At 57.3% G+C, this 14,934-nt stretch carries 11 protein-coding genes; 8 read left to right on the top strand and 3 right to left on the bottom strand.

Annotated elements, in window-relative coordinates; translation table 11 throughout:
- Positions 1-30: 30 nt before the first annotated feature.
- The gene (locus B9Y90_RS01950) at positions 31-384 is read right to left on the bottom strand and encodes a DsrE/DsrF/TusD sulfur relay family protein (RefSeq protein ID WP_039294214.1); all 354 of its coding nucleotides are present in this window, start codon (positions 382-384) and stop codon (positions 31-33) included.
- A gap of 160 nt (positions 385-544) precedes the next feature.
- Between B9Y90_RS01950 and B9Y90_RS01945 the strand changes: the two genes are divergently transcribed.
- Positions 545-1,945 (top strand): YchO/YchP family invasin, encoded by a 1,401-nt coding sequence (locus tag B9Y90_RS01945; RefSeq protein WP_085540048.1) that lies wholly within the window; start codon positions 545-547, stop codon positions 1,943-1,945.
- A 6-nt stretch (positions 1,946-1,951) separates the two neighbouring features.
- Here B9Y90_RS01945 and narL read toward each other — a convergent pair whose 3' ends face one another.
- Both narL and narX read right to left on the bottom strand, forming a co-directional pair.
- Entirely contained in the window at positions 1,952-2,602 is a 651-nt protein-coding gene (gene narL / locus B9Y90_RS01940; RefSeq protein ID WP_008454210.1) for a two-component system response regulator NarL, read from the bottom strand.
- A complete protein-coding gene (gene narX, locus B9Y90_RS01935) occupies positions 2,599-4,392 on the bottom strand; it encodes a nitrate/nitrite two-component system sensor histidine kinase NarX (protein ID WP_085540047.1) in 1,794 nt (597 codons plus the stop codon). The genes narL and narX overlap by 4 nt, the downstream gene beginning before the upstream one ends.
- Positions 4,393-4,700: 308 nt before the next feature.
- Between narX and B9Y90_RS01925 the strand changes: the two genes are divergently transcribed.
- The 7 genes from B9Y90_RS01925 to B9Y90_RS01895 all read left to right on the top strand — a co-directional run bounded on the left by B9Y90_RS01925 (position 4,701) and on the right by B9Y90_RS01895 (position 14,930).
- A complete protein-coding gene (locus B9Y90_RS01925) occupies positions 4,701-6,092 on the top strand; it encodes a NarK family nitrate/nitrite MFS transporter (protein WP_039294204.1) in 1,392 nt (463 codons plus the stop codon).
- 347 nt (positions 6,093-6,439) lie between these two features.
- Positions 6,440-10,186, top strand: coding sequence for a nitrate reductase subunit alpha (locus tag B9Y90_RS01920; protein ID WP_085540045.1), 3,747 nt, complete (start codon positions 6,440-6,442; stop codon positions 10,184-10,186).
- A complete protein-coding gene (gene narH / locus B9Y90_RS01915) occupies positions 10,183-11,721 on the top strand; it encodes a nitrate reductase subunit beta (RefSeq protein ID WP_085540044.1) in 1,539 nt (512 codons plus the stop codon). Before B9Y90_RS01920 ends, narH begins: the two co-directional genes overlap by 4 nt.
- Positions 11,718-12,422, top strand: coding sequence for a nitrate reductase molybdenum cofactor assembly chaperone (narJ, locus tag B9Y90_RS01910; RefSeq protein WP_085540043.1), 705 nt, complete (start codon positions 11,718-11,720; stop codon positions 12,420-12,422). Before narH ends, narJ begins: the two co-directional genes overlap by 4 nt.
- Positions 12,422-13,099 (top strand): respiratory nitrate reductase subunit gamma, encoded by a 678-nt coding sequence (gene narI, locus B9Y90_RS01905; protein ID WP_085540042.1) that lies wholly within the window; start codon positions 12,422-12,424, stop codon positions 13,097-13,099. The genes narJ and narI overlap by 1 nt, the downstream gene beginning before the upstream one ends.
- 133 nt (positions 13,100-13,232) lie before the next feature.
- The gene (locus B9Y90_RS01900; RefSeq protein ID WP_085540041.1) at positions 13,233-13,574 is read left to right on the top strand and encodes a metalloregulator ArsR/SmtB family transcription factor; all 342 of its coding nucleotides are present in this window, start codon (positions 13,233-13,235) and stop codon (positions 13,572-13,574) included.
- Between the two features lie 66 nt (positions 13,575-13,640).
- Entirely contained in the window at positions 13,641-14,930 is a 1,290-nt protein-coding gene (locus tag B9Y90_RS01895) for an arsenic transporter (RefSeq protein WP_085540040.1), read from the top strand.
- Positions 14,931-14,934 lie beyond the last annotated feature (4 nt).

The following is a 14,934-nucleotide window of genomic DNA, read 5'->3' as shown; positions in this document are numbered from 1 at the left end:
TAAGCAAATAATATTCCCGCGCTGAAATAATTAGAAGGTGAGGGTTTTGTCCGACGCTAACGTCCATTCGGCAAGTTCAACGAGCGTGCCGATGGCAACGCCTTCAATGAGCGGCAGGCTGGTGATCCCGCGCCCGTCGGTACAGGTTTTACAGAGCTTCACCGGCACACCCTGTGCGGTAAGAATCTCGAGCATCTGCTGAATGTTGTATCCCTCTGCTGGCTTCTGACCGCGCAGGCCAGCGGTAACCGCATCGGACATCAGGAACAGTTTTACTTCTGGCTGAGGCTCCTGGTCGCGCAGGGCGATGGCCAGCCGCAGGCTGTTAAAAAGGGATTCGCTGCCGTAAGCCGCCCCGTTGGCAATAATGACTACCTTCTGCATGAGTTTCTCCTTGATGATAACGCTGAGCATAAGAAGTAGTGTATCGCCCTGAATTATCGTTGGGTATGATTTGTGCCCGGAAAAGCAGGATTAATCCTGGAGTCGTACATGCGCGTGGTTCTTGCCGTTAAGAGCAAAACCAGTGTGTTATCATTAATCAATGCGTAGATTTGCCGTTCCGCTTTTAACCTTGTGTTGTTTGCTCCCTTGTCCTGGAGGGGCAATGAGTACTTCAAACAACGCTGTACCCACGGCCCAAAATCCTTTCTCTTCTCCCGCTGATGACCTGCCGAACATGGGGCTTGCGCCTGAAACCGATGCCGCCGCGCGCAGAATTGCCGCGATGGCGAAGAAGTTTGGCGAAGACAGCATGGTGGACAACGGGCTGGATACCGGCGAGCAGGCGCGACTGTTCGCCTTTACCAGCCTGAGAGATTTACTGGCCGACAAAGTGACCGATGAAACCCAGACATTGCTTTCGCCGTGGGGTAAAGCCAGCGTTAATTTGCGGGTGGATGAGCACGGGAGCTGGAAGGGCAGCAATGGTGCGCTTTTCACGCCCTGGCAGGACAACAGCCGCTATCTGACCTGGAGCCAGCTCGGCTTTAGCCAGCAAAAAAACGGTACCACCGGTAACCTTGGGCTGGGGCAGCGCTGGGTCGCCGGCAACTGGCTGCTGGGCTACAACTCGTTCTACGATAACCAGCTGACAACGCAGCTCCAGCGCGCGGGATTTGGCGCCGAAGCCTGGGGCGAATACCTGCGGCTTTCGGCCAACTATTACCAACCGCTAAACGGCTGGCGTGGGCAAACCGACACGCTTGAGCAGCGCCTGGCCCGGGGCTATGACGTCACCGCGCAGGCCTGGCTGCCGTTTTATCGACATATCTTTACCAGCCTCAGCTTCGAGCAATATTTTGGTGACAACGTCACGCTTTTCGACAGCGATAGTGGATACCGAAATCCTGTCGCGGTGACGATGGGTATCAATTACACGCCCGTGCCGCTGATTACGTTGACGGCCCAGCATAAGCAGGGGGAAAGCGGGATCGCGCAGGAAAATCTGGGGCTTAAGCTGAATTATCGTTTCGGCGTGCCGTTGCAGAAGCAGCTCTCGGCGGACGAAGTGGCCGCGACCAGCTCCCTGCGCGGCAGCCGCTACGATAGCGTTGAGCGCGAGTCCGTCCCGGTGATGCAGTTCCGCCAGCGTAAAACTCTGTCGGTATTCCTGGCGACGCCGCCGTGGCAGCTGCAGCCGGGAGAAACGGTTCTGCTTAAGCTGCAGGTGAAAGCGACTCACGGCATCCGGCACCTGGTATGGCAGGGTGATACCCAGGCACTCAGCCTGACGCCACCGGCCCAGCCGCACAGCGCCGACGGCTGGAGCATTATTTTGCCCGCGTGGCAGGCAGGTGCCGACAATGAATATCATCTTTCGGTCACCGTGGAAGATGAAAAGGGCCAGCGCGTCACGTCGAATGAGATTGTGCTCAAACCTGCTGCTCCGCTGCTGATTGCCCCCGAAAGTGACCCACGTTATTCCTTGCTGCCGGGGGAGTAGCCGGCGCTAAAAAATGCGATCCTGGTGAACCCAAACGGCGGCTTCTACCCGGGATTTAAGCTTCATTTTTTTCAGCAGGTGTTTGACGTGCACCTTCACCGTGCTTTCGGTGATGTCCAGGCGACGGGCGATCATCTTGTTCGGAAGCCCCTGGGCTATCAGCTTCAGGATATCGCGTTCCCGTGGAGTAAGCTGATTGACGTCACGGTCTGAGGTGGCACGGTTGGCCCGCAGGCTGGCAGCCAGCACTGGTGTCAGCGCTTCACTGAGAACCATTTCCCCCGCAGCAGCCTGCTGCAGGGCTTTGAGCAAGTCTTCCGGCTCCATGTCTTTCAGCAAATAGCCATCCGCACCGCGCTTAAGGGCGGTGACCACGTCTTCTTCATGGTTCGAAACGGTAAACACCACAATGCGCCCTGACAGCGCTTTTTCGCGCAGGCAGTCGAGCGTTTCCAGCCCGTTCATGCCCGGCATGTTCAGGTCGAGCAGGATCAGGTCTGGATCGAGCGCTTCGGCAAGCTGCACGCCCTGTTCGCCGCTGCCGGCCTCGCCGACGACGGCCAGCTCTGGCGCCATGCTGATGAGCTGCTTAACGCCGGTACGCATCATGGGATGATCGTCTATCAGCAAAATGGTTGCTGCTTCCTGATGACTCATTCTTCGCTCCTTGTTACGGAAGAAAGCGGTGCTTCGGGGATGAAATTGACGACCACTTCGGTGCCGCCGCAGGGACGGGGGCGAACCTGGCAGTCACCCTGCAAGGTTTGAGCGCGGTCGCGCATGATAATAAGGCCGTAATGATTGCTGCGCTCGCCGCTGCCGGAAATACCGCGCCCGTTGTCCCAAACCACAAGGCGTACCTGATTTCCGTGGCGGGTGACGCTTATGCCACAGGCGGTGGCTTCCGCGTGTTTCAGGCTATTGTTCAGCGCTTCGCGTGCAATCTGTACTAAATGAATCGCCTGGTGAGAAGGCACTAAGCGCGGCGGGAGCTGATAGTCCAGCGTCACCGGAAAGCCCAGTTTGTCGCTGAATTCCTGGCAACTGGCCTCAAGCGCCGGGCGTAAGCCTGGCTCAGTGAGCTTAAGGCGGAAGGTGGTCAGCAATTCTCTCAGCTGCCGCCAGGAGGTATTCAACTCGCCGCGAATTTGTTCCAGCAGCGTCCGGCTTTCCTCCGGCAGCGTTTTGCCCTGCATTTGCAGGCAACTGACCTGCATTTTCATACAGGAAAGTGACTGGGCGATGGAGTCGTGCAGTTCCCTGGCGATGGCGGAGCGTTCCTCCATCACCACTAACTGCTGCTGGTGCTCATACTGACGCTCCATGGCGAGCGTGGCGGTGAGCTGTTCCATCAGCGTGGCGATAAGCTGCAGCTGGTCTTCGGTCAGCGTTTTGCCCAACGGAAGCTGGGCCAGCACCAGGCCGTAATGAAGATGGTTATCGGTGAGGCGCCATTTCAGCGTGGTGGTGTCCTGCGGCAGCACTGCCCCGGCATCGGGGCACAGCTGGCAGCCCCGGGCATCGCAGTGCGCGTCCGGCTGGAACGTGTATTCCTGATAATTCTCTTCATCTTCGTACTCGTACACCCGCAGCACGATGCCCAGCAGCGGCGTTAAAACCTGCAGCTCACTCAGCACGGGGGAAATACGCTGGCACAGCGGGGCCTGCGCGTGCAGGCGGCGGTTAGCCTCGTAGAGGAAGGTGAGCATCTGGTTTTTTTGCTCAAGCCCGGCGGTTTTCTCCCGGACTCGCCGCTCGAGCACGGCATAGCTCTGCGCCAGCTCGCTGGACATGCTGTTAAGCGCGCTCCCAAGGGTGGCCATTTCGTCGCGGCCGCGAATATTCACCCGTTGGGTGAAGTCTCGCTGACCAATGGCCGTGGCCATCGCCAGCAGCTGACGCCACGGGCGGAGTAACCTTTTGCGTAACCAAATCAGGGTAAAGACGATCAATAGCCCGAGTAATACCGCCATACCCTGCTGCAGCAAAATCACGTGATGCAGGCGCATCTCGGTGGTGCGGTCGAAGGAGCTGACCAGTTCATCAATGCTGGCGACAAAATGGGCGACGGCGGGTTTTACCTGTTGCGGCGTTTGAGCGGCAATCAGCGCGGGTTCAAGCGTGCTGCGCCAGTAATCTTGTAGTTGCTTAAGTTTGGCCTGCTGCCCGTCGCGCTCGGCGGCAAGGCGGAGATCGTCGCTCCAGGTGGTCTGCTCCATTTCTCGCAGCAGCACCTTGTCCTGCTCCGTCAGCGGAATGGCCGCCAGCAGCCGGTAGCTCTGCATGCGCATAGAGCCCGTTTTGTTGATCGCGTGGGCATTGCCCGAAATCCCCTGAGCCAGCCAGCCGGCCATCGCCATTCCCACCACGCTTAAAATCGCCAGCAGCATGACAACCAGCGCGAGCTGATTGACCAGCGAAAGCGGAGAAAACAGGCGTTTTAGCATTGGCAAACGGGCTCCTGAAGCGAGGAAGGTGATGAGTGGCGCTATTTTCGGACAACAGCTGGAGTATACCCATACCCCCAAAGGATTACCCCTAAATTGCCAAAGGTGGCAGGGCATTAGGGGCGATCGGCAGCAAGTCCCGCAGGGGTGTGATAAATCACGTTATTTTTTTGCCAGAAGATTACTCACAAAGAATGAGGGGGAATTTTTGCCCGCTGGAGAGATAGATTATCCCTTGATTTACATCAACTAATCTCGACGCAGGAACCCTAAGGTTGCGGCATTTACTCACACGAAATGAGGTGTTTATGTCACAGTCCCCCGTTCCCGAGAAGCCGTCGGGTGCACTGATTACCGACTGGCGGCCGGAAGACCCGCAGTTCTGGCAGCAAAAAGGTCACCGGATCGCCAGCCGTAACCTGTGGATTTCCGTCCCAAGCCTGCTGCTGGCCTTCTGCGTCTGGATGCTGTTCAGCGCGGTAGCGGTAAATTTGAATAAGGTCGGCTTTACGTTCACCACCGATCAGCTGTTTATGCTCACGGCGTTACCTTCCGTTTCGGGCGCGCTATTGCGTGTACCTTACTCGTTCATGGTGCCGGTCTTTGGCGGCCGCCGTTGGACGGCGTTCAGCACGGGTATTTTGATTATTCCTTGCGTCTGGCTGGGCTTTGCCGTGCAGGACACCAGCACCTCGTTTAACACCTTCATCTGTATCTCGCTGCTGTGCGGCTTTGCCGGGGCGAACTTTGCCTCCAGCATGGCAAACATCAGCTTCTTCTTCCCGAAGGCAAAACAGGGCGGAGCGCTGGGGATCAACGGCGGGCTGGGGAATATGGGCGTGAGCGTGATGCAACTGGTGGCCCCGCTGGCGATCTCTCTGTCTATGTTTGCCGTTTTCGGCGGGAAAGGCGTGGCACAGGGCGATGGCACGATGCTTTTCCTGGAAAATGCCGCGTGGATTTGGGTGCCGTTTCTGGCGGTGTTCACGTTAGCGGCCTGGTTCGGAATGAACGATCTTTCGGCGTCCAAAGCGTCCCTGCGTGAACAGCTGCCGGTGCTTAAACGCGGCCATCTCTGGATTCTGGGGCTGCTTTATCTGGCAACATTCGGCTCGTTCATCGGCTTTTCTGCCGGATTTGCGATGCTGTCTAAAACTCAGTTCCCGGACGTCAACATTCTGCATTTTGCCTTCTTTGGCCCGCTGTTTGGCGCGCTGGCACGTTCTGCCGGTGGGGCGATTTCCGACCGCTGGGGTGGGACGCGCGTCTCGCTGTATAACTTTATCCTGATGGCCATTTTCAGCGCGCTGCTGTTCACCACGCTGCCAGCTAATGGTCAGGGCGGGAACTTCATCGCTTTCTTCGGCGTGTTCCTGATGCTGTTCCTGACGGCCGGGCTGGGCAGTGGCTCGACCTTCCAGATGATTTCCGTGATTTTCCGCAAGCTGACAATGGACAGAGTAAAAGCCGCCGGTGGCAGCGACGAAGTCGCCCTGCGAGAGGCCGCTACGGATACCGCTGCAGCACTGGGCTTTATTTCGGCTATTGGGGCCATCGGTGGGTTCTTTATCCCTAAAGCTTTCGGCACCTCGCTGGCGTTAACCGGCTCGCCTGCCGGGGCGATGAAGCTGTTCCTTGTCTTTTATATCGTGTGTGTGGTCATCACCTGGGCCGTTTATGGCCGTAAATCCTCACGTTAATGTTTTGACCTTTTTGGTTATCCCTTTGCGCGGCTTCGGTCGCGCTTTTTTTTGCCCGTCACGTTTTCAACGGTGGTTAATTCGCCGTCTACCCCTTAATACCTGAACCTGGCTTATCTCTAACCCCTCATCGATAAGTTTTTGATTTTTTATATTTATATTCAGTTAGTTAGTGATTTTTCGGAGGTTACACTTTGGTGGTAGTGACCGCCGGGAGGCTAAAAACCACACCAGGAGCAGTTGATCGTTATCAAAAATCCCCTTCTTTCGAGGCGTTACCGTCTCGGGCATCAAGCAATGTCGATTTAACCAGAAGAGCCACCAGGCTCCACATCAGGAGTATCCCGATGAGCAAGTTCCTCGACCGGTTTCGTTATTTCAGGCAGAAGGGCGAAACCTTTGCCAATGGACACGGCCAGCTACTCGATACCAATCGCGACTGGGAAGAAGGGTATCGCCAGCGTTGGCAGCATGACAAAGTGGTGCGCTCCACGCACGGCGTGAACTGTACCGGCTCCTGCAGCTGGAAAATTTATGTCAAAAGCGGCCTGGTGACCTGGGAAACCCAGCAAACTGACTACCCGCGTACCCGCCCGGATATGCCGAACCATGAGCCTCGCGGCTGCCCGCGTGGCGCAAGCTACTCATGGTATCTCTACAGCGCCAACCGTCTGAAGTACCCGCAGATGCGTAAACGCCTGATCAAGCTGTGGCGTGAAGCGAAGACGCAGCATAACGATCCGGTTGAAGCCTGGGCATCGATCATCAACGATCCTGACAAAGCAAAAAGCTATAAACAGGCCCGTGGCCGCGGGGGATTTGTTCGTTCGTCCTGGGAAGAGGTTAACGAGCTGATCGCTGCGGCGAACGTCTACACCGCAAAAACCTACGGCCCGGACCGCATCACCGGCTTCTCGCCGATCCCGGCCATGTCGATGGTTTCTTACGCCGCAGGCACCCGCTATCTGTCGCTTATCGGCGGCACCTGCATGAGCTTCTATGACTGGTACTGCGACCTGCCGCCAGCGTCTCCGCAAACCTGGGGCGAGCAGACTGACGTACCTGAGTCCGCAGACTGGTACAACGCTGGCTACATCATCGCCTGGGGCTCTAACGTCCCGCAGACGCGTACCCCGGACGCCCACTTCTTCACCGAAGTTCGCTATAAAGGCACCAAAACGGTAGCCGTCACGCCGGACTATGCGGAAATCTCCAAGCTGTGCGACCAGTGGCTGGCACCGAAGCAGGGAACGGATGCGGCGATGGCGATGGCGATGGGCCACGTTATGCTGCGGGAGTTCCACCTCGACAAACCAAGTCAGTACTTCACCGACTACGTTCGTCGCTACACCGATATGCCGATGCTGGTGACGCTGGAAGCGCGTGACGGTTTCTATGCCCCGGCGAATTTGCTGCGTGCGGCAGACCTGGTCGACAGCCTAGGCCAGGAAAATAATCCGCAGTGGAAAACCGTGGCGCTGGCTGACCAGTCCGGCGAACTGATCGCACCGAACGGATCAATCGGCTTCCGCTGGGGAGAGAAAGGTAAGTGGAACCTCGAGCAACGTGACGGCAGCACCGGCGAAGAAACCGCGCTGCGCCTGAGCCTGCTGGGCAGCCACGATGAAGTTGCCGAGGTGGGCTTCCCGTACTTTGGCGGTGAAAGCACCGAGCATTTCGACAACGTCAAACTTAAAGATGTGCTGCTGCATAAGCTGCCGGTTAAACGCCTGCAGCTGGCGGACGGTTCAAGCGTGCTGGTGGCAACGGTTTACGATCTCACTCTGGCTAACTACGGCCTGGATCGCGGCCTGAACGATGATAACTGCGCCAGCAGCTACGATGAAATGAAGGCTTATACGCCAGCCTGGGCCGAGCAGATCACCGGCGTGCCTCGCCAGGATATCGTGCGTATTGCCCGTGAGTTCGCGGATAACGCAGACAAAACCCATGGCCGCTCGATGATTATCGTGGGCGCGGGCGTGAACCACTGGTTCCACATGGATATGGCCTACCGTGGGCTGATTAATATGCTGATCTTCTGCGGCAGCATCGGGCAGAGCGGCGGCGGCTGGGGCCACTATGTCGGCCAGGAAAAACTGCGCCCGCAGACCGGCTGGATGCCGCTGGCGTTTGCCCTCGACTGGCAGCGCCCGCCTCGCCACATGAACAGCACCTCCTACTTCTATAACCACTCCAGCCAGTGGCGCTACGAGACGGTGACGGCGGATGAGTTCCTGTCGCCGCTGGCGGATAAGTCCCGCTACACCGGCCACCTGATCGACTTCAACGTGCGCGCCGAACGCATGGGCTGGCTGCCGTCTGCGCCGCAGCTTGGCACTAACCCGCTGCGCATTGCTGGCCGGGCGAAAGAGGCCGGAATGTCACCGGTGGATTACACCGTGGATCAGCTCAAATCCGGCGGGATCCGCTTTGCGGCGGAACAGCCGGACTCCGGCTATAACCACCCGCGCAACATGTTTATCTGGCGCTCTAACCTGCTGGGCTCTTCCGGGAAGGGGCATGAATTCATGCTTAAATACCTGCTGGGCACCGAGCACGGTATTCAGGGGAAAGATCTGGGCCAGGAAGGCGGGCTGATGCCGGAAGAGGTGGAGTGGGTCGACAACGGCCTCGACGGCAAGCTGGACCTGGTGGTCACCCTGGACTTCCGCCTGTCGAGCACCTGCCTCTATTCCGACATAGTGCTGCCTACAGCCACCTGGTATGAGAAAGAAGATCTGAATACTTCGGATATGCATCCGTTTATTCACCCGTTCTCCGCCGCCGTCGATCCTTGCTGGGAGTCGAAAAGCGACTGGGAAATCTACAAAGGCATCGCGAAAAAATTCTCGGAAGTTTGCGTCGGCCACCTCGGCAAAGAGACCGATGTTGTGACGCTGCCGATTCAGCACGACTCGGCCGCCGAACTGGCTCAGCCGTATGGCGTCATGGACTGGAAAAAGGGCGAATGCGACCTGATCCCTGGCAAAACAGCGCCACACATTATTGCCGTTGAGCGCGACTATCCGGCGACGTACGAGCGCTTTACCTCCGTCGGGCCGCTGTTGGAGAAAATGGGCAACGGCGGGAAAGGGATTAGCTGGAATACCGAGAAAGAAGTCGAGTTCCTGCGCAAGCTCAATTACGTGAAGACCGACGGTCCAGCTAAAGGCCAGCCGATGATCAACACGGCGATTGATGCCGCCGAGGTTGTACTCAGCCTGGCGCCGGAAACCAACGGCCAGGTGGCAGTGAAAGCCTGGGCCGCGCTCGGTGAATTTACCGGCCGCGACCACACGCACCTCGCACTGCCGAAAGAAGAAGAGAAGATTCGCTTCCGCGACATTCAGGTTCAGCCGCGCAAAATCATCTCCAGCCCGACCTGGTCTGGCCTGGAAGACGAACATGTGTCCTATAACGCGGGTTATACCAACGTGCACGAGCTGATCCCGTGGCGCACCCTGTCCGGCCGCCAGCAGCTTTATCAGGATCATCAGTGGATGCGCGACTTTGGCGAGAGCCTGGTGGTGTACCGTCCGCCGATTGATACCCGCTCCGTCGAGGGCATGATGGGCCACAAGTCCAACGGCAACCCGGAAAAAGCGCTTAACTTCCTGACGCCTCACCAGAAATGGGGCATCCACTCCACCTACAGCGACAACCTGTTGATGCTGACGCTGGGTCGCGGGGGCCCGATTATCTGGCTGTGTGAAGCAGACGCAAAAGAAATCGGCATCGCCGATAACGACTGGGTTGAAGTGTTTAACAAAAACGGGGCGCTGACGGCGCGAGCGGTAGTGAGCCAGCGCGTTCCCGCCGGGATGACGATGATGTACCACGCGCAGGAACGCATCATGAACCTGCCTGGGTCTGAAATCACCGGCCAGCGCGGCGGCATTCATAACTCGGTCACCCGCATCACGCTGAAGCCAACCCACATGATTGGTGGCTATGCCCAGCTGGCCTACAGCTTTAACTATTACGGCACGGTCGGCTCTAACCGCGATGAATTCGTGGTGGTTCGCAAGATGAAAGAAATTAACTGGTTAGACGGCGAAGGCAATGACCAGGTACAGGAGAGCGTAAAATGAAAATTCGTTCACAAATTGGCATGGTGCTGAATCTGGACAAATGCATCGGCTGCCATACCTGCTCGGTGACCTGCAAAAACGTCTGGACCAGCCGCGAAGGAACGGAATACGCGTGGTTTAACAACGTGGAAACCAAGCCTGGCCTGGGCTATCCGAATGACTGGGAGAACCAGGAAAAATGGAAGGGTGGCTGGATCCGCAAAATCAACGGCAAGCTGCAGCCCCGCATGGGCAACCGCGCGATGCTGCTGGGTAAAATCTTCGCTAACCCGCATTTACCGGGGATCGATGATTATTACGAGCCGTTTGACTACGACTACCAGAACCTGCACTCCGCGTCGGAGGGCAGCAAAGCGCAGCCCGTGGCCCGGCCTCGCTCGCTGATTACCGGCCAGCGGATGAACAAAATCGAATCCGGCCCGAACTGGGAAGAGCTGCTCGGCGGCGAATTTGAAAAACGCGCGCAGGACCAGAACTTCGTCAATATGCAAAAGGCGATGTACGGCCAGTTCGAAAACACCTTCATGATGTACCTGCCGCGCCTGTGCGAGCACTGCCTGAACCCGGCGTGTGTGGCGACCTGCCCGAGCGGCGCTATCTACAAGCGTGAAGAAGACGGCATTGTGCTGATTGATCAGGATAAATGCCGCGGCTGGCGGATGTGTATCACCGGCTGCCCGTACAAAAAAATCTACTTCAACTGGAAAAGCGGCAAGTCCGAGAAGTGCATCTTCTGTTATCCGCGCATTGAAGCGGGGATGCCAACAGTCTGCTCAGAAACCTGCGTTGGGCGTATTCGTTACCTCGGCGTGTTGCTGTATGACGCCGATGCGATTGAGCAGGCAGCCAGCACGGAAGACGAGAAAGATCTGTATCAGCGCCAGCTGGACGTGTTCCTCGATCCGAACGATCCGGCGGTTATTGCGCAGGCGCTGAAAGACGGGATCCCGCAGGGGGTCATTACGGCGGCTCAGCAGTCGCCGGTGTACAAAATGGCGATGGACTGGAAGCTGGCGCTGCCGCTGCACCCGGAATACCGCACGCTGCCGATGGTCTGGTACGTGCCGCCGCTGTCGCCGATTCAGTCCGCGAGCGATGCGGGCCAGTTGCCGCACACCGGCATTCTGCCTGACGTCGAAAGTCTGCGTATTCCGGTGGAGTATCTGGCCAACCTGCTGACTGCCGGGGACACAGCGCCGGTGCTGCGGGCGCTGAAACGCATGATGGCGATGCGTCACTACAAACGTGCTGAAACCGTTGAAGGCGTGATCGATACCCGCGCGCTGGAAGAGGTGGGGCTAACCGAAGCTCAGGCGCAAGAGATGTACCGCTACCTGGCTATCGCTAACTACGAAGATCGTTTTGTGGTACCGACCAGCCACCGCGAACTGGCGGAGAACTCTTTCCCAGAGCACAGCGGCTGCGGCTTTAGCTTCGGCGATGGTTGCCACGGCAGCGACACCAAATTCAATCTGTTCAACAGTCGCCGGATTGATGCCATTGACGTCTCAAGCAAAACGGAGCCGCATCCATGATTGACTTACTGATTATCTCCCGCCTGCTGGAGTACCCTGATGCTGCCCTCTGGCAGCATCATCAGGAGCTGCATGAGGTGCTGGCACAGAGTGAGGCATTGACGGAAATGCAGCGCGCTAGCCTGGATGGATTTATCGACTCACTCTGCCAGCGGGAGCTGCTGGACGCGCAATCCAGCTACAGTGAATTGTTCGACCGGGGCAGAGCCACCTCGTTGCTGTTGTTTGAGCACGTTCATGGTGAATCGCGCGATCGCGGCCAGGCGATGGTTAATCTGATGAACCAGTATCAGCAGGCCGGGCTGGAAATAGACAGCCACGAGCTGCCGGATCATCTGCCGTTGTATCTGGAATACCTGTCCCAGCGCACGCTGACAGAAGCGCAGGGTGGGCTGCAGGACATTGCGCCAATCCTCGCTTTGCTCAGCGCCCGGCTCAAGCAGCGTGAGAGCGACTATGCGCTGTTGTTCGACCTGCTGATCGCTCTTTCTGAAAGCGGCGTCAGCGTGGAAACCGTTCGCCAGCAAATTGCTAACGAAGCGCGCGACGACACGCCTCAGGCGCTGGATGCGGTGTGGGAAGAAGAGCAGGTGAAGTTCATGGCTGATGACAGCTGCGGAGAGACTGAAATTACCGCGCACCAGCGCCGTTTTGCCGGGGCGGTGGCTCCGCAGTACCTGAATATAGCAGGAGGGAAATAATGCATTTTCTCAACGTCTTCTTCTTTGACATCTACCCGTACCTTTGCGGGGCCGTGTTCCTGATTGGCAGCTGGCTGCGCTATGACTACGGGCAGTACACCTGGCGCGCCGCATCCAGCCAGATGCTGGATCGCAAGGGCATGAACCTGGCGTCAAACCTGTTTCATTTCGGCATTCTTGGGATTTTTGCCGGGCACTTCCTCGGCATGTTGACGCCGCACTGGATGTACGAGGCGTTTTTGCCGCTGGAAATTAAACAGAAAATGGCCATGTTTGCCGGGGGAGCCAGCGGCGTGATGACGCTGGTGGGCGGCCTGCTGTTGCTGAAGCGTCGCCTGTTTAGTCCGCGCGTTCGCGCCACTACCACTGGGGCCGATATCCTGATTCTTAGTCTGCTGATGATCCAGTGTGCGCTGGGGCTGGGCACCATTCCGTTCTCCGCCCAGCATATGGATGGCAGCGAAATGATGAAACTGGTGAACTGGGCGCAGCACGTGGTGACTTTCCGCGGTGGTGCCTCGGAATACCTGGACGGCGTGGCGTTTATCTTCCGCGTCCATCTGGTGCTCGGCATGACGCTGTTCCTGCTGTTCCCGTTCTCGCGCCTCGTGCATATCTGGAGCGCGCCGGTAGAGTATTTGACGCGCAAATACCAGATTGTTCGCGCTCGCCGCTAGTCGGTATGAATTATCACAAGCCCGGTATATGCCGGGCTTTTTACATTATTAACAAATTCGTTTTTTCGAATATGATGATTGACTTTAACGTCGTGAGCTTTACTATGGCCGCGTCAATCCAAGAGATTTCAATATGACTACCCTGACGCCTTTACAGCTTTTTAAACATCTGTCGGAAGAAACCCGGCTTTCTATTACCCTGCTGCTGAGGGCGAAAAGCGAGCTTTGCGTTTGTGAGTTGACCGCCGTGCTGGATCAGCCTCAGCCTAAGGTTTCCCGGCATTTGGCGATGCTGCGTGAGGGTGGTTTGCTGCAGGACAGAAGAGAGGGGAAATGGGTTTACTATCGTCTGTCGCCGCATATGCCCGCGTGGGCGGCGGCGGTCATTGAGCAGGCCTGGCAAAGCCAGGGGCATGAAGTGCTGGAGCGTTTGAAACGCATCGAGGCGAGCGGGGCTATGGCGCTTTGCCAGTAAAAAAATTTAACTAAACATATTCGTTTTTTCATATATGAATGTAATTGTACTTAAGCAGGAGTGAACATGTTTTTAGCTGGAGCACTATTTCTTCTCACCCTGGTACTGGTTATCTGGCAGCCGCGGGGGTTGGGAATTGGCTGGAGTGCGATGCTGGGCGCGGGGCTGGCATTGGTGACGGGCGTAGTTCAGGTCACCGATATTCCCGTAGTGTGGGCGATTGTCTGGAACGCTACGGCGACCTTTATTGCAGTGATTATCATCAGTTTGCTGTTGGATGAGTCGGGATTTTTTGAATGGGCGGCGCTGCACGTTGCCCGCTGGGGAAAGGGGAGTGGGCGGCTGCTTTTCACCTGGATTGTGCTGCTTGGGGCGGCCGTGGCGGCGCTGTTTGCCAATGATGGCGCGGCGCTGATTCTGACGCCGATTGTTATCGCCATGCTGTTAGCCCTGGGCTTTAGCCCCGGCGCGACGCTGGCCTTTGTGATGGCCGCAGGCTTTATCGCCGACACGGCAAGCCTGCCGCTGATTGTCTCTAACCTGGTGAACATCGTTTCCGCTGATTTCTTCCAGCTTGGGTTCAGTGAATACGCCTCGGTGATGGTGCCGGTGAACCTCGCTGCAATTGCTGCCACGCTTGTCATGCTGCATCTGTTTTTCCGCAAAGAGATCCCCCCGGTTTACGACCTCGAATTGTTGAAAACCCCGGCCAGCGCTATCAGGGATCCGGCTACGTTTAAGGCGGGCTGGGTTGTCCTTGTCCTGCTGCTGGTGGGATTTTTTGCTCTGGAACCGCTGGGGATCCCCGTCAGCGCAATAGCCGCCGTGGGGGCATTGATTCTGCTGGCGGTGGCAAAAAAAGGGCAGGCGATCAATACCGGCAAAGTATTGCGCGGCGCGCCCTGGCAGATTGTGATTTTCTCTCTCGGGATGTATCTGGTGGTTTATGGCCTGCGCAACGCTGGCTTGACTGAGCAGCTTTCCAGTTTGCTTAACATGCTGGCACAGCATGGACTTTGGACGGCGACGCTTGGTACAGGATTTATTACCGCCTTCCTGTCATCCGTGATGAACAACATGCCCACGGTGCTGGTCGGTGCCTTGTCGATTGAAGGCAGCAGCGCGGGCGGCGTTATTAAAGAAGCGATGATTTACGCCAATGTGATCGGCTGCGATCTCGGGCCTAAGATCACGCCAATTGGCAGCCTTGCCACCCTGCTGTGGCTGCATGTGCTTGCCCAGAAGAAGCTGACTATCAGCTGGGGTTATTACTTCCGGACCGGCATTGTGATGACGCTGCCGGTGCTGCTCGTCACGCTGGCGGCGCTTGCCCTGCGACTTTCTTTCTCTCACTGAGCGA

The sequence above is a fragment of the Cedecea sp. NFIX57 genome, assembly GCF_900177785.1.
GTDB lineage: Bacteria > Pseudomonadota > Gammaproteobacteria > Enterobacterales > Enterobacteriaceae > Cedecea > Cedecea neteri_C.
The sequence above is the reverse complement of the archived record's forward strand: the minus strand, read 5'-3'. Positions and strand labels throughout refer to the sequence as shown.